The following is a 15,962-nucleotide window of genomic DNA, read 5'->3' as shown; positions in this document are numbered from 1 at the left end:
AAGTTACAAATCTCCCCGTCGTTTTAGGCTATACAGTGGCAGCGCCCGCATAGTGGCTTTCTGCTGCTTTCGCGTGCCAGTCCCATAAAAATAAAAAACTACCGGGAGGCTTCCTTGTGAAGAGTTTGCTCTGGCCCGCCGTCGCCCTGATGAACCGCCTGAGCTTCGGCATGAAGTTCAGCCTGATCAGTGTCCTGTTCCTGCTGCCGATGCTGGTGACCAACTTCTTTCTGGTGCGCGATGCCTACCGGGAATTCCAGGGCACGCAAGTGGAGCTGCAAAGCCTTGACCTGCTGGGCAGTAGCCTGACGCTGCGCCGGGACCTGGAGACGTTGAACAATCTGGTGCAGATCAATGCCAGCCTCGGCCAGTCCGGCAAGGCCGGCGACGTGGAGGCGAAGATAACGGCGCTTGAGCAAAAGGTTCTCGCGCGGTTGCAAGGCATGACGGCCATGGCCATGGAGCCCGAGCAGGTCAGTGCCTTCGATGCCAAGCGCGACGAGATGATCGCGGCCTTCAAGGCCCAACAGGCCGAAAACTCCCTGCAAAGCAAAAGCGCCTTGATTGGCAGCCTGCTCAACAAGGCGCAGATATTCGGCCAGATCATCGCCAGCCAGGCGGGCCTGAGCCGGGATAACCAGGGCGACATCCGTCAGCTCAGCGACCTCGTCATTGCCGTGACACCCAACGTCACCCAGACCCTGGGCGACGGTCGCGCGCTGGGCGCTTCGTCGCTGGGGCTGGGCTTTCTCAATTCCGCGTCGAGTACTCGGTTCGACGAGTTGCTGGTGCAGATCGAGAAGCTCCAGGGCGAATATGATCTGAAACTGCAGGATGCCCTGGGCTCGAGCAAGGCGGCCGGGCAAGTACTTGCCGATCAGGCCGCAGGCAGTAAGAGCACCCTCAAGCAGGCCGCCGAGCTGATTGAAAACCAGATCGTCATGGCAGATACCCTTGACGCGCCATGGCCTGCATTCTTCGAACAAGTCAGCGGGCTGATGGAGCAGACCTATCGGCTGAACGAGCAAACGCTGGCTTTTCTCGATGTGCAACTGCAGCACCGCCTGGAGCAGAACCGCAGCCACATGGTGCTGCAAGCCGTGGCGCTGGCTGCGGTGTTCCTGCTGATCTTTTACCTGTACGCCGGTTTCTACGCTTCGACGCGCACTACGCTCAAACATTTGGGCGCGATGATGGACAAGGTCGCGGCGGGTGACATGACGGTCAATTTCGTCGCCCGCAGCAAGGATGAGTTGGGCGAGTTGGGCGAGGTATTCAACGGCACGGTGGCGAAGATCCATGACTTGATCGAGCAAGTCGGCCGCACCGTCGCCGAGGTCGAGCGCCAGGCGGGGCAGGTGGAAACGGTATCGGCCCAGAGCAACCTGGCCGTCGCTGGCCAGCGAAGCCAGATCGAGCTGGTCGCCACGGCGATGAACCAGATGTCCGCCACGGCCCAGGAAGTCGCCCGCAGCGCCGCGGCGGCGGTCAGCAGCGCCCACAGCGTGAACGACGAAACCCTCAGCGGGCGGGGCTTGGTGGAGTCCCAGCAGGGCAGCATTGCGCGGCTGGCCAGTGAAATCGACCAGTCAGTGCAGGTGATCAATCAATTGGCGACTGACAGCCAATCCATCAGCCGCGTCCTGGATGTGATCAAGAGCATCGCCGAGCAAACCAACCTGCTGGCCCTCAACGCCGCTATCGAAGCCGCCCGGGCCGGTGAGCAAGGGCGCGGGTTCGCCGTGGTGGCCGATGAGGTGCGGACCCTGGCCAAGCGGACGCAGCAGTCGACCGAAGAAATCGAAGCAATGATCAGCCGCCTGCACGGCGGCGTGGGTGCCGCCGTCAAGGCGATGGGCACCAGTCATGAAATGGCCAGCGGCACGGTGGGGCAATCGGAGAAAGTCCAGCAGGCGCTGGAAAACATTCTTGGCGCGGTCGGCATGATCGTCGACCAGAACCAGCAGATCGCCGCTGCGGTGGAACAGCAGACTGCCGTGGCCCATGACATCGACCAGAACATCGTCGAGATCAACCGCGCCGGCGAACGCACCGCCGAAGGCGCCCACCAGACCGAAGACGCCAGCCGCGAATTGTCCGCCCAGGTGGTGCAGCTCAAGCAACTGATCAATGCGTTTCGGGTGTGATTTCAGTCCCGCCACAAAACCAATGTGGGAGCGAGCCTGCTCGCGAAAGCGGTGTATCAGTCGACAGATATTTACCTGACGGACCGCCTTCGCGAGCAGGCTCGCTCCCACAGGTTTGTTACCAATTGAATAATTGGCGGGCGTTGGCGGTGCTGGCCTCGGCCAGTCGCTCAGGCGTCACCGCCATGATCCCCGCCAGCGCCTCACAAATCGCCGGCAAATGCGCCGGGCTGTTGCGTTGGCCAGGGAACATCGCCGGAGCCATGTCCGGCGAGTCGGTCTCCAGCACCACCGCATCCAACGGCAATTTCGGCAGCACCCGGTGCATGCGCAGGGCCTGCGGCCATGTGGCCGCGCCGCCGAGGCCGAGCTTGAAGCCGAGCTTGATGTACTCGCGAGCCTCTTCGAAGCTGCCGGCAAAGGCGTGGATGATGCCGGCCCGCGCCGGGCAGATGCGTTTGAGTGTCGCGATCACGGCGGCGTGGCTGCGGCGCACATGGATCAGCGCAGGCAACTCGAACTCCACGGCAAGTTCCAGCTGCGCTTCGAACAGCGCTTGCTGGCGGTCGCGATCGAGGGTGTCGACGTAATAGTCCAGGCCGATTTCACCCACTGCGCACAGCTGCCGATGCCCCGCCAGGCGGGTCAGCCATTCACGCAACTGCGCAAGATCATCGTCGTGATGCTGATCGAGATACACCGGATGCAAGCCCAGCGCGGCATGCAGGTGCGGGTCGCTTTGCACCAGATCCCAGACGCGTTGCCAGTTGTCTCGGTACACCCCGAGTACCACCATTTCTCGGACGCCCAGGGCGCGGCTTTCGGCCAGCAGCGCCGGCCGGTCCACGTCGAAATCGGGAAAGTCCAGGTGGGTGTGGGTGTCGATCAGTTCCATGTGGAATTCCGACGCTTCAGCCTTGGTGAATGCGCTGTTTGAACGTGCGCGCAATCGCCTGTACACCGGGTTGGTAATCATCGTTCTCGATGGCCGCCAGCGCCAGCTCCAAGGCTTTTTCGGCGATCAGTTGATGCTGCTGGGACATGGCATTGACCGGCAGTGGCAGGAAATCCAATAGTTGTGTGTCACCAAACGTACCCAGGCGCAGCGGCCGCGCCTTGAGTGGAAAATCATGCAGGGCATCGAACACACCTTGCAGCAGCACGTAGGAGGTGGTGATCAACGCATCGGGTAAATGGCCCAGGCGGGCGAGCATTTCGTCCATCATCTGGCGACCGCATTCACGGCTGAACGACTCGCCATGTTCGATCAGGACCTGGCCTTCGAAACCTTCCAGCGCCTCGCGGAAACCGGCGGTCCGCTCCTGGCTTATGCTCAGTTCGGGGCGGGCGCTGATCAGCGCGATCTGCCGTGGGTTCGTTTCCAGCAGGCTGCGGGTCAGTTGCAGGCTGGCCTGGCGGTCATCGCTGATCACCGAGCAGAAATGCGTGGGCTCCATCACCCGGTCGATGGCGATGATCGGAATACCCTTGGCCTGCAATTGACGGTAGCTGTCGTCCTCGGCGGGCAGGCAACTGGCGACGATCAGCGCATCGCAGCGCCGGGCGCGGAACAGTTGCAACAGTTGCCGCTCGCTGTCGGGCGCATCGTCGGAGCTGGCGATCAGCAGTTGGTAGCCTCGGGCGCGCGCCCCTTGTTCGAGCAATTTGGCGATACGCGCATAGCTGGGGTTTTCCAGGTCCGGCAAGATGAAACCCAAAGTGCGGGTATGCCGGCTGCGCAATCCGGCAGCCTGGGGGTTGGGCGTGAAGCCATGCTCTTCGACCACCGCCCGCACCCGTTCGACGGTCGCGTTGCTGATGCGTTGCTGTTCGGCCTTGCCGTTGATGACGTAGCTGGCGGTGGTCACGGACACACCGGCGAGCTGGGCGATATCACTGAGTTTCAACCCGGTTTTCCTTGTTTTTTCGAGTTTGCCCCGACAATGAAGGCTCATCCTACCCGATTCGGATCGATGGTCACCCTCCGGACGCTTTCGACAAGTTGCACTTCAAGGATGAGAGATTATCGAGTAACGTGCCAATCTTTCTAGATTAAACGTTTCAGCAGGCGTATTTTCAAGGCTCTCAGGTTTTTGGTCGGTGCTGCCGCGATACCGCCGGAAGCCGTTTTGCAACGCTAAGCTGATTCATTCAAAACAATACCTGGCGCCAACCGGACGCCAAAAAGGAGAAAGCATGCTCGAGCTCACTTTAGAGCAGATATCCATGGCCCAAGTGGCTGTGGATAAAGACGCCGCGCTGCAACTGCTCGCTGACAAACTGGTGGCCGATGGGCTGGTAGCCGAGGGCTACCTTGCCGGGTTGCAGGCCCGCGAGGCCCAGGGCTCGACCTTTCTTGGCCAAGGTATTGCCATCCCCCACGGTACTCCGCAGACCCGCGACCTGGTGTATTCCACCGGCGTGCGCTTGCTGCAGTTTCCTGAAGGCGTGGACTGGGGCGATGGCCAGATCGTTTACCTGGCGATCGGCATCGCGGCCAAGTCCGACGAACACTTGCGCCTGCTGCAACTGCTGACCCGCGCCCTCGGCGAGACCGACCTGGGCCAGGCCCTGCGTCGCGCCGGTTCCGCCGAAGCGCTGCTGAAATTGCTGCAGGGCGCGCCGCAGGAGCTGGCGCTGGATGCGCAGATGATCGGCCTCGGTGTGTCGGCCGACGATTTCGAAGAATTGGTCTGGCGCGGCGCCCGTCTGTTGCGCCAGGCCGATTGCGTGAGCAACGGCTTTGCCGGCGTGTTGCAGCAGGTCGACGCGTTGCCCCTCGGCGACGGGCTCTGGTGGCTGCACAGCGAGCAGACCGTCAAGCGTCCGGGCCTGGCCTTCGTCACGCCGGACAAACCCATTCGTTACCTCGGCCAACCCTTGAGCGGATTGTTCTGCCTGGCCAGCCTCGGCGAGGCTCACCAAGCCTTGCTGGAAAGACTCTGCGCGTTGCTGATCGAAGGTCGCGGCCATGAATTGGGCCGCGCCACCAGCAGCCGCAAGGTCCTGGAAGTGCTGGGGGGCGAGTTGCCTGCCGATTGGCCTAGCGCGCGCATCGGCCTGGCAAATGCCCACGGGTTGCATGCGCGCCCGGCGAAGATTCTCGCCCAGTTGGCAAAAAGCTTCGAAGGCGAGATCCGCGTGCGCATCGTCGATGGCCAGGACAGCGCCGTGTCGGTGAAGAGCCTGAGCAAGCTGCTGAGCCTGGGCGCCCGTCGTGGTCAGGTCCTGGAATTCATTGCCGAACCTAGCATTGCCGCCGACGCGTTGCCGGCGTTGCTCGCAGCCGTCGAAGAGGGTCTCGGCGAAGAAGTCGAACCGCTGCCGCCACCGAGCGCGCCACGGGAAACCACCATTGCCGAAGTTGCCACCGTGCTGCTCGCGCCGGAATCCGGCAGCCTGATCCAGGCCGTCGCCGCCGCGCCGGGCATTGCCATCGGCCCGGCGCATATCCAAGTGCTGCAAGACATCGAGTATCCACTGCGTGGCGAGTCCCCGGCGATCGAGCGCGAGCGCCTGCAAAAAGCCTTGAGCCAGGTGCGTCGGGACATCGAAGGCCTGATCGAGCGTGCCAAGGCCAAGGCCATCCGCGAGATTTTCATCACCCACCAGGAAATGCTCGACGACCCGGAACTGACCGACGAAGTCGACACCCGCCTGAAGCTGGGCGAGAGCGCACAAGCGGCGTGGATGGGCGTGATCGAGGCCGCCGCGAAAGAACAGGAAGCCCTGCAAGATGCCTTGCTCGCCGAGCGTGCCGCCGATCTGCGGGACGTCGGCCGCCGGGTGCTGGCGCAGCTGTGCGGCATCGAAACCCCGGCTGAACCCGAACAACCCTACATTCTGGTGATGGACGAAGTCGGCCCGTCCGACGTCGCCCGCCTCGATCCGGCGCGCGTGGCGGGGATTCTCACCGCACGCGGCGGCGCCACCGCCCACAGTGCCATCGTCGCCCGCGCCTTGGGCATTCCGGCCTTGGTGGGTGCAGGCGCTGCGGTGTTGCTGTTGGCGCCGGGCACGTCATTGCTGCTGGATGGCCAACGCGGTCGCCTGCATGTCGACCCGGACGCCGCCACGTTGCAGCGCGCCAAAGAGGAACGCGACACCCGCGAGCAGCGCCTCAAGGTCGCCGCCGAGCAACGGCACCAACCGGCGCTGACCCGTGACGGTCACGCCGTTGAAGTATTCGCCAACATCGGCGAAAGCGCCGGCGTCACCAGCGCGGTGGAGCAGGGCGCCGAAGGCATCGGCCTGTTGCGCACCGAGCTGATCTTCATGGCCCACACCGAGGCCCCGGACGAAGCGACCCAGGAAGCCGAATACCGCAAGGTGCTCGATGGCCTGGCCGGTCGGCCGCTGGTGGTGCGTACCCTTGACGTCGGCGGCGACAAGCCGCTGCCCTATTGGCCAATCGCCAAGGAAGAAAACCCGTTCCTCGGCGTGCGCGGCATCCGCCTGACCTTGCAGCGCCCGCATATCATGGAAGCGCAACTGCGGGCCTTGTTGCGCTCTGCCGACAACCGTCCGCTGCGGATCATGTTTCCCATGGTCGGCAGCGTCGACGAGTGGCGCCAGGCCCGGGACATGACCGAGCGCCTGCGCCGGGAAATCCCCGTGGCGGACCTGCAACTGGGGATCATGATCGAAGTGCCGTCCGCCGCGCTGCTGGCGCCGGTGCTCGCCAAGGAAGTCGATTTCTTCAGCGTCGGCACCAACGACCTGACCCAATACACCCTGGCGATCGACCGTGGTCACCCGACCCTGTCGGCCCAGGCCGATGGCTTGCACCCAGCGGTGCTGCAACTGATCGACATCACCGTGCGCGCCGCCCATGCCCATGGCAAATGGGTCGGCGTGTGCGGCGAGCTGGCGGCCGATCCGCTGGCCGTGCCGGTGCTGGTGGGCCTGGGCGTGGACGAGTTGAGTGTCTCGGCCCGCAGCATTGCCGAGGTCAAGGCGCGGGTCCGCGAATTGAGCCTGGCGCACGTACGAACCCTGGCTCAAGAGGCCTTGGCCGTGGGCAGCGCCGATGATGTGCGCGCATTAGTGGAGGCGCTGTAATGGCGAAGATTCTTACCCTGACCCTCAACCCGGCGCTCGACCTCACGGTGGAATTGGCGCGCCTGGAACCGGGCCAGGTCAACCGCAGCGACGGCATGCACGCCCATGCCGCCGGCAAGGGCGTGAACGTGGCGCAGGTGTTGGCGGATCTCGGCCATACGCTGACCGTCAGCGGTTTTCTCGGCGAAGACAACGCCCAGGTGTTCGAGACATTGTTCGCCCAGCGTGGCTTTGTCGACGCGTTTATCCGCGTTCCCGGTGAAACCCGCAGCAACATCAAGCTGGCCGAACAGGACGGGCGCATTACTGACCTCAACGGCCCTGGCCCGATGGTCGATGAAGCCGCACAACAAGCGTTGCTGGCGCGCCTCGAACAAATCGCCCCTGGCCATGACGCCGTGGTCGTCGCCGGCAGCTTGCCCCGGGGCGTCAGTCCGCAATGGCTGCAGGCGCTGATCACACGGTTGAAAAAGCTTGGCCTGAACGTTGCCCTCGACACCAGCGGCGAAGCCTTGCGCGTTGCGCTGGCGGCGGGGCCATGGCTGATCAAGCCCAATACCGAGGAACTGGCCGATGCGCTGGGGTGCGATGTGGTCACGGAATTGGCCCAAGCCCAGGCGGCGCAGCGCCTGCATGCCCAAGGCGTCGAACACGTGGTGATTTCCCACGGCGCCGACGGTGTGAATTGGTTCAGCGTCGGTTCGGCGCTGCATGCCTCGCCGCCCAAGGTGACTGTCGCCAGTACCGTGGGCGCGGGTGATTCGCTGCTGGCCGGCATGCTGCACGGATTGCTCGGTGCCCACGCGCCGGAGCAAACCCTGCGCACCGCGACGGCCATCGCCGCCATGGCGGTCACCCAGATCGGTTTTGGTATCCACGACACCGCGTTGCTGGCGTCGCTTGAACAGGGCGTGCGCGTGCGCCCCCTGACAGAACAATAAGAGGGTTCGCAAGAATGAAACTAGCCATTGTGACGGCCTGCCCGAACGGCATGGTCACCAGTGTGTTGTGTGCCCGCCTGCTGGACGCGGCAGCGCAGCGCCAGGGTTGGAGCACCAGTGTCGAAGTCCATGACGCGGCCCATCCTGAACGCCAATTGTCAGCCGCGACTCTGGAGTCGGCCGAGTGGGTGTTGCTGGTCACCAGCGGCCCGGTGGACCTGTCGCGGTTCGTCGGCAAGCGGGTGTTCCGCAGCACCCCGGCCCTGGCCCTACAGGACGTTGACGCCGTACTGCGTCGCGGTGCCGAAGAGGCCGAGGTGCTGGGCGAGGCCGACGTGCTCGCCGAAGAGCCTGCGCCATCGACCGAACGTGCTCCGCGCCTGGTTGCCATTACCGCGTGCCCGACCGGCGTCGCCCACACCTTCATGGCCGCCGAAGCCTTGCAACAGGCCGCGGCACGCCTGGGTTATGACCTGAAGATCGAAACCCAGGGTTCGGTGGGTGCCCGAAATCCGTTGAGCCCCGAGGCAATTGCCGAGGCCGACGTGGTCTTGCTGGCGACTGACATTGAAGTCGCCACCGAGCGTTTCGCCGGCAAGAAAATCTACCGCTGCGGCACCGGTATTGCGTTGAAGCAGGCCGAAGCCACGCTGAAAAAAGCCTTGGCCGAAGGCCGGCAGGAAAGTGCCGCGAGCGGCGCCTCCACGGGGCCGGCGAAGGCGGAAAAAAGCGGCGTCTACAAACACTTGCTGACGGGCGTGTCGTTCATGCTGCCGATGGTGGTGGCGGGCGGCCTGATGATTGCCTTGTCGTTCGTGTTCGGCATCACCGCCTTCAAGGAGCCCGGCACCCTGGCGGCGGCGCTGATGCAGATCGGCGGCGACACCGCGTTCAAGTTGATGGTGCCGCTGCTGGCCGGCTACATCGCCTATTCCATCGCCGACCGGCCGGGCCTGGCCCCCGGCATGATCGGCGGACTGCTCGCCAGCACCCTGGGCGCCGGGTTCATTGGCGGGATCATCGCCGGCTTCCTCGCTGGCTACGCCGCCAAGGCGATCAACCGTTACGCGCGGCTGCCCCAGAGCCTGGAGGCGCTCAAGCCGATCCTGATCATTCCGTTGCTGGCGAGTCTGTTCACTGGCCTGGTGATGATCTACATCGTCGGCAAGCCGGTGGCGGGCATGCTCGAAGGGCTGACCCACTTCCTCGATAGCATGGGCACCACCAACGCGATCCTGCTGGGTGTGCTGTTGGGGGCAATGATGTGCGTCGACCTCGGCGGGCCGATCAACAAGGCAGCCTATGCGTTCTCGGTGGGGCTGCTGGCTTCCCAGAGTTACGCGCCAATGGCCGCGACGATGGCCGCCGGGATGGTACCGCCCATTGGCTTGGGCATCGCCACCTTCCTGGCCCGGCGCAAATTCGCCCAGACCGAGCGCGAGGCCGGTAAGGCGGCGTTGGTGCTGGGGCTGTGCTTCATCTCCGAAGGCGCGATCCCATTCGCGGCCAAGGACCCGTTGCGGGTGATCCCGGCCAGCATTGCCGGCGGCGCGCTGACCGGGGCGCTGTCGATGTACTTCGGCTGCAAGCTCATGGCACCGCACGGCGGGTTGTTCGTGATGCTGATCCCCAACGCCATCAACCATGCGCTGTTGTACTTGCTGGCGATCGTGGCGGGCGCGCTGTTGACGGGCGTGGCGTATGCGCTGCTCAAGCGGCCGGAAGTGGTGGAAATGGCGTTGGAGCCGGCGAAGGCCTGATTTAAGTCATACCCTACCTGTGGGAGCGGGCTTGCTCGCGAAGACGGTGTGTCAGACAACATTTTCGTTGACTGACACACCGTCTTCGCGAGCAAGCCCGCTCCCACAGTTGGTTTTGGGGCCGGCCTAAAATCCCTGTCACACCCACTTCACACGGCCATGCTTAAGTTTTCCCATTTCAAGGGAGAACACCATGAGCGAATTCGACCTGGGCCGTCGCCGTGTGATGCAAGCCGTAGGCGCCGGTTTATTGCTGCCCGGGCTGGCCCCGGCGGTGATCGCCTCGGTCAAGGACCGGCCCGTGCTGACCGAAGGTGTGCAGTCGGGCGACTTGCAGGGCGATCGCGCGATGATCTGGAGTCGCAGCGACCGTCCGGCGCGGATGGTGGTGGAGTGGGACACCCGCAGCCAGTTTTCCAACCCCCGGCGCTTTGTCTCGGCGCTGGCCGACAGCCGCAGCGATTTCACCGCCCGGGTCGAGCTCACCGGCCTGCCGCCCGACCAGGCGATTTTCTACCGCGTGCATTTCGAGGACGCCCAGAGCGGTGTGGCCAGCGAGCCCTGGCTCGGGCATTTGCGCAGCGTGCCGCAGTTCAAGCGCAACATCCGTTTTGTCTGGAGCGGCGACACCGTCGGCCAGGGCTTCGGCATCAATCCGGACATCGGCGGCATGCGCATCTACGAAGCCATGCGCCTGCGCCTGCCGGATTTTTTTATCCACAGCGGCGATACGATCTACGCCGACGGGCCGGTGCCGGCGCAGCTCACCACCGAGGGCGGGCGCATCTGGCGCAACCTCACCACCGAAGCCAAGAGCAAGGTCGCCGAGACGCTGGACGAATATCGCGGTAACTACCGCTACAACCTGATGGATGAAAACGTGCGTCGCTTCAATGCCGAAGTGCCGCAGATCTGGCAGTGGGACGACCACGAAGTGGTCAACAACTGGTCGCCGGGCAAGCAACTGGACGAGCGCTACCAGACCAAGGACATCCACAGCCTGGTCGGTCGTGCACGGCAAGCCTGGTTGGAATACGCGCCCATGCGCCTGCAGAAGGCCGATGGCGGCGGACGCATCTACCGCAAGCTCGGTTACGGGCCGATGCTGGATGTGTTCGTGCTGGACATGCGCAGCTACCGCGAAGCCAACGACGCCAACCTCGGCGCGGCGAAACCGTTTCTTGGCCGTGAACAGTTGGATTGGCTCAAGCGCGAGCTGAAGCAATCCCGCGCCCAGTGGAAAGTCATCGCCGCCGACATGCCCATCGGCCTGGGTGTGCCGGATGACGAGGTCAGCCCCGGCGTGCCGCGTTGGGAAGCGGTCGCCAACGGTGACCCGGGCGAGGCCCAGGGCCGTGAAGTGGAGATCGCCGAACTGCTCGGTTACCTGCGCAAGCATCAGGTGCGCAACTACGTCTGGCTGACCGCCGATGTCCACTATTGCGCCGCCCATCACTACCACCCCGAACAGGCCGCGTTCCAGGATTTCGAACCGTTCTGGGAATTCGTCGCCGGGCCATTGAACGCCGGCAGCTTCGGGCCTAATGCCCTGGACAAGACCTTCGGCCCCGAGGTGGTGTTCCAGAAAGCCCCTCCGGCCCAGAACACCTCGCCGTTTGCCGGCTATCAGTTCTTTGGCGAGGTGAACATCGACGGGCAGAGTGGCGAAATGAGCGTAGTGCTGCGGGACCTGGAAGGCGTGGCGGTGTTCGAGAAGAAGTTGCAGCCGGTTTGAATCAGAGGCCACTACAGAACCCATGTGGGAGCGAGCTTGCTCGCGATAGCGGTGTGTCAGTCAAGGAAGTGTTGACTGACCATTCGCTATCGCGAGCAAGCTCGCTCCCACAGGGATTTCATTGAATTCTGGATAAGCGCTACGTCAGTACACATCCCGCCGATATCGCCCTTGCTCGACCAGCTTTTCCACTTCCTCGCGGCCCAGCACCAGATTGAGCACATGATCCACCCCTGACGCCATCCCTTGCAGGCTGCCGCACACATAGATCGCCGCGCCATCGGCCAGCCACTGCTTGAGCAGTGCCGCGGATTCCAGCAGGCGATCCTGGACGTAGATTTTCGCTTCCTGATCCCGTGAAAAGGCCAGGTCCAGGCGCTCCAGGTCGCCGGAGGTCACCCATTCCTGCAGCTCATCGCGGCAGTGGAAATCATGCTCGCGGTTGCGCTCGCCAAACAGCAGCCAATTGCGCTGCATGCCCTCGGCAACGCGGGCCTTGAGCAAGCTGCGCAGGCCGGCCAGGCCGGTGCCGTTGCCCAGCAGGATCATTGGCACGCCCTGGGGCGGCAAATGGAAGCTGCTGTTGCGGCGCACTCGCAGGCTGATGGCGCTGTCCAGCGGCGCGTGTTCGGTGAGCCAGCCGGAACCGACGCCCAGGCGGCCATCGGCATGACGTTCCTGGCGCACGATCAACTCCAGTACGCCGTCGGCCGGGATCGACGCGATGGAATATTCGCGCGTCCCCAGCGGCGCCAGTGCTTCCACCAGTGCCTGGGCATGCAGGCCTACCAAATGGGCGCGGCTTTCTGGCAGTTGGCGGGTCGCCAGGGCTTGATCAAGGCTCTGGGACAAACCATCGATTTGCACGCGAGCGTGGCCGGAGAGGCCGAGGCCATCAAGGAAGTGTTCGATAGCCCACGCATCATTGCGCGGCAGGATTTCCACCAGGTCGCCGGCCAGCCAACTGCTCGGGCCGGGGGCGGTGAGGCCCAGCAAATACACCCCCGAGCCGCTGCTGTCGGGGTTGAGCAGGGTGCGTTGGCCGAGCGTCCAGTTCTGGAAACTTGGCGGCTGCCAGGCGTCCGCCGGGGCGTGGCCGGTCAGTTCGGCCAGTTGTTGCTGCCAGTGCCGCAAGGCATAGGGGTCGCCGCTGTCCACTTCCACCGGCGCAAACAGCGTCTTGCCGCCGTGCTCCGCCAGCCAGGCATGCAGGCGCCGGGCGAAGCCGCAGAAGTTCTCGTATTGGCGGTCGCCCAGGCCCAGTACCGAATATTGCAGCCGCTCCAGGCTCAGGGCCTGGCCCAGCACCTTGCGTTCGAAACCACGAACGCTGTCGGGGCCTTCACCGTCGCCAAACGTACTGACGACAAAGAGCGCGCGGGTGGCGCTGTTCAAATCCTGCTCACTGACGCCAGCCAGTGGCTGGACCTTTACCGGCAGCCCGGCGGCCTGGAGTTGGCCGGCAGTCTGCCAGGCCAATTGCTCAGCGAATCCGCTTTGGCTGGCGAAGCCGATCAACCATGCCGGGGCATCACCAGGGCGTTCGGCCAATGCCTGGCGAGCCTGGCGGACCTGGCGCTTCTTGCGTCGGCGGTCCAGGTACAGCAGCCAGCCGGTGATGAAAAACAACGGCATGGCCAGCGCGGCAACCGTCATGAGGATCCGGCCGACCAACCCGAAATAACTGCCGACATGCAGCGCGTAGATGCTCGTCAGCAATTGGGCCTTGAGACTCTTGTCGCTGTAGCGGCTGTGACGGCTGATAGCGCCAGTGGCCGGGTCGAGGATGAGTTGATTCAGTGCGCGGTCATGGGGCGAGTTTTTCAACAGATAGAAGACGGTCGCCGGTTGCCCGGCTACCGGCGGCATGCGCACGTTATAGGCCGACAGGTCGGGACCGGCGGCGCTGTAGATGCTGCTCCACATCGCCCGATAATCGGCGATCGGCGCCGGGCCGTTTGGCACGGGGTCGCGGTTGCGCACGCGCTCATCCTTGGGCGAATCGGAGAGCAGGCGAGTCACGCCCTTGTTGTACCAGTCGTAGGACCAGGTCAGCCCGGTCAGGGCGGCCAGGAGGTAGAACACCAGGCACCAGGTGCCCGCCACCGAGTGCAAGTCCCAGTTGAAACTGCGACCTTTCTTGGCCCAATCGAGGGTCAGCCAGGCGCGCCAGTTTTTCCATTGTCGCGGCCAACGCAGGTACAGCCCGGACAGGCAGAAAAAAATCAGGATCAGCGTGCAGGCACCGGTGATCTGCCGGCCCACGTCGTCCAGGGTCAGGACGCGGTGCAGGCGCAGCACCAGGCCAAAGAAGTCCTGGCCCACCACATCGCCCATGAACTGTGCGTTGTAGGGATTGAAATAACGCATCGGCCCGCGTTTCTCTCCGGGCGGAGCCGTGAAGATCACCCGTGCGGCATTGCCGCTATCAGTGTCGACCCAGAGCATGTTGACGGTCTCGCCGGACGCGGCTTCGATCTGTTCCACCAGTTCAGCGGGCGGCAGGACGCCCGCCGGTTGCTTTTCAACCGTCAGCACCTGCGGGTTCAGCGCCCGCAGAATCTCGTCCTGAAACGACACCACCGCACCGGTAATGCCCATCAACGCCAGGACCAGCCCGGCGCTGACGCCGAAAAACCAATGCAACTGGAACAGGGTTTTTTTAAACACGTTGCTCGCCTTGTTCATTCAAGATTGTTCGTCACGGCGTGCATTATGCCGTGTGTTATCGAGAACCATTCATAAACACACCTAAAAGCCCCGATCATTTGCATGAGCGGGGCTTTTTTGGCCTGCAGCGTTCCTTTGTGGCGAGGGAAGAGCGCACGCGTGACGCTGGTGGTGTCAGTGCTAGCGTAGTTGCGGGAAATCGCGCCGTTCCAAGGATCGTTCGGGGCCGGATTGGACAGCGAAGTACAGTTGTTTCCGCTCGCTTTTTTAAGCGTTTATTTAACGGCGCCATTCCTGGCGAAAGCTATTCAAATGATCGGCAAGGACCGCTGATTCCCTCAGGAATGTCAGGATAACGGTCTCGAGCTCTGCGGAGGTGCCATGGTTGTTGAGGTTCAGAAAGTGGCCGATGGAGCCGGACAGTTGGCTGATTTCGTTGCTATAAGCTTCTCTTAACGGTTGAACCGATTGTGCTTCGACCAGCAGTTGGTGGCGATTCCTGAGCACACCGAGCTCTTTCTGGGTGAGCGCCGACGTCTCGCGATGCCGATCCAACTGTATTTGTAGTTGGTGCCTGGCTTCGATCAGGTTGTCATATTTGACGCTGCCGACGACGAGGCCAAGCAGTTTGCCTGCCACGTCTACACCCTGTCGAATGAGCTTGAGTTGTGGCGGGGATAGACTCATTAAGCCAAGGGTACCGGCCGTAAGCAGCAGATGCTTGATTAGCGAAAAGCCATTGGTCGATTCGAGCAGCTTGATGCTCTCGTTCAGTTTCGTTTCTTGTACAACCAGGCGTCGTATCGTCGTTTGTTCATTGCCCGCCCGTAACTCGGTCTTGTTGATAGTGTCGTCCAGTTCTCGGGTCCGGTGCTCATTGTCGCTGAGCGTGACAGCGTTCAGGCTCGTCAGGCTTTTATCGAGTGCGACCACGTGTTTATCTGTTTCAGACAAGGCGTCGTCGATGAGTTGCTTGATTTCCTGGCTGAAACTTTCAATAGCTTCTTGCTCTTCGGGTGTGGGGTTTTCCCGAAGCTTTTCAATCACGCCGTGTAACCGCACTATTTGGTTCGCTTGCAACGCAACGGGAATCTGAGTAGCGGCGCGTTTCGCTTGGTCGTCGGTGTTGCTGAGCGCTTTGCGAAGTGCAGTGAATTCCTCAGCGAGGGCCGGAATGTATAGATTGCTCAACATACTGATCTTGTGATTGAGTTGGGCGCGGTAAGCCTGGATCTCTTTAATATCCGGTAAGGTATAACCGGTTTCGGTCTCAATGGAGTGAGTGCGGGACATTGCGTAATTCTCGAAAGTGAGGGGCAGGAGCGCTGAACTGAGAGAGAGAGTTTGCAGGGGCGTGGGTTTAAAGGGGCCGAGGGATAAAGTTTCATTGGTGGCGTTGTTGAAAGCCGTCAATAAATCATGCGCTTGTTCTTTGATGCGCGTCCAGTTATACGCCATGGTGCTGAGCCGAGCGGCAAAGGAGACCAGGTACATTGCATTTGTCACGCCGTTCACCCGGCTGCAGGAAGTATCGATATAAGTCTGGATAAGTTCCCACAGGCTTTCGAGGTTCGAGGAACTGCCGGCGGCGCTTTCCACGCGAGCTTTCAGCTCATGCATATCTGTTTCGAGTGAGTTTAAATACGCC

General features: G+C 62.7%; 8 protein-coding genes and 2 pseudogenes. 6 read left to right on the top strand and 4 right to left on the bottom strand.

Annotation, left to right across the window (positions count from 1 at the left end):
- Positions 1-149: 149 nt before the first annotated feature.
- Together Q7C33_RS03170 and Q7C33_RS03165 are read left to right on the top strand one after the other, a co-directional pair.
- Positions 150-1,289 (top strand): annotated as a pseudogene (locus tag Q7C33_RS03170) (HAMP domain-containing protein); the annotation flags it as partial.
- 285 nt (positions 1,290-1,574) lie between these two features.
- Positions 1,575-2,147 (top strand): annotated as a pseudogene (locus tag Q7C33_RS03165) (methyl-accepting chemotaxis protein); the annotation flags it as partial.
- Between the two features lie 118 nt (positions 2,148-2,265).
- Here the strand turns inward: Q7C33_RS03165 and Q7C33_RS03160 are convergent.
- Both Q7C33_RS03160 and cra read right to left on the bottom strand, forming a co-directional pair.
- Positions 2,266-3,042: a TatD family hydrolase gene (locus Q7C33_RS03160; RefSeq protein WP_407682817.1), complete on the bottom strand. Its 777-nt coding sequence runs from the start codon at positions 3,040-3,042 to the stop codon at positions 2,266-2,268.
- Between the two features lie 16 nt (positions 3,043-3,058).
- A complete protein-coding gene (gene cra / locus Q7C33_RS03155; protein ID WP_030139803.1) occupies positions 3,059-4,054 on the bottom strand; it encodes a catabolite repressor/activator in 996 nt (331 codons plus the stop codon).
- Between the two features lie 289 nt (positions 4,055-4,343).
- On the opposite strand from cra, the gene ptsP reads away from it, so the two are divergent.
- The 4 genes from ptsP to Q7C33_RS03135 all read left to right on the top strand — a co-directional run bounded on the left by ptsP (position 4,344) and on the right by Q7C33_RS03135 (position 11,644).
- A complete protein-coding gene (ptsP, locus tag Q7C33_RS03150) occupies positions 4,344-7,208 on the top strand; it encodes a phosphoenolpyruvate--protein phosphotransferase (RefSeq protein WP_407682816.1) in 2,865 nt (954 codons plus the stop codon).
- Positions 7,208-8,149, top strand: a complete 942-nt coding sequence (gene pfkB / locus Q7C33_RS03145) for a 1-phosphofructokinase (RefSeq protein ID WP_217861240.1) — start codon at positions 7,208-7,210, stop codon at positions 8,147-8,149. Before ptsP ends, pfkB begins: the two co-directional genes overlap by 1 nt.
- A 14-nt stretch (positions 8,150-8,163) precedes the next feature.
- On the top strand, positions 8,164-9,909 hold the full coding sequence (locus Q7C33_RS03140) for a PTS fructose-like transporter subunit IIB (protein WP_030139806.1): 1,746 nt from the start codon (positions 8,164-8,166) through the stop codon (positions 9,907-9,909).
- 193 nt (positions 9,910-10,102) lie between these two features.
- Positions 10,103-11,644, top strand: coding sequence for an alkaline phosphatase D family protein (locus tag Q7C33_RS03135; RefSeq protein ID WP_407682815.1), 1,542 nt, complete (start codon positions 10,103-10,105; stop codon positions 11,642-11,644).
- A gap of 144 nt (positions 11,645-11,788) precedes the next feature.
- Here Q7C33_RS03135 and Q7C33_RS03130 read toward each other — a convergent pair whose 3' ends face one another.
- Positions 11,789-14,314, bottom strand: a complete 2,526-nt coding sequence (locus Q7C33_RS03130; protein WP_407682814.1) for a PepSY domain-containing protein — start codon at positions 14,312-14,314, stop codon at positions 11,789-11,791.
- 279 nt (positions 14,315-14,593) lie between these two features.
- Positions 14,594-15,934: an alpha-xenorhabdolysin family binary toxin subunit B gene (locus tag Q7C33_RS03125; RefSeq protein ID WP_407682813.1), complete on the bottom strand. Its 1,341-nt coding sequence runs from the start codon at positions 15,932-15,934 to the stop codon at positions 14,594-14,596.
- Positions 15,935-15,962 lie beyond the last annotated feature (28 nt).

The sequence above is a fragment of the Pseudomonas sp. BP11-1-1 genome, assembly GCF_052112105.1.
GTDB lineage: Bacteria > Pseudomonadota > Gammaproteobacteria > Pseudomonadales > Pseudomonadaceae > Aquipseudomonas > Aquipseudomonas alvandae.
The sequence above is the reverse complement of the archived record's forward strand: the minus strand, read 5'-3'. Positions and strand labels throughout refer to the sequence as shown.

Coding starts and splice junctions, on each gene's coding strand:
- Q7C33_RS03160 (WP_407682817.1), bottom strand. CDS start 3,042: ATGGAACTGATCGACACCCACACCCACCTGGACTTTCCCGATTTCGAC.
- ptsP (WP_407682816.1), top strand. CDS start 4,344: ATGCTCGAGCTCACTTTAGAGCAGATATCCATGGCCCAAGTGGCTGTG.
- pfkB (WP_217861240.1), top strand. CDS start 7,208: ATGGCGAAGATTCTTACCCTGACCCTCAACCCGGCGCTCGACCTCACG.
- Q7C33_RS03140 (WP_030139806.1), top strand. CDS start 8,164: ATGAAACTAGCCATTGTGACGGCCTGCCCGAACGGCATGGTCACCAGT.
- Q7C33_RS03135 (WP_407682815.1), top strand. CDS start 10,103: ATGAGCGAATTCGACCTGGGCCGTCGCCGTGTGATGCAAGCCGTAGGC.
- Q7C33_RS03125 (WP_407682813.1), bottom strand. CDS start 15,934: ATGCATGAGCTGAAAGCTCGCGTGGAAAGCGCCGCCGGCAGTTCCTCG.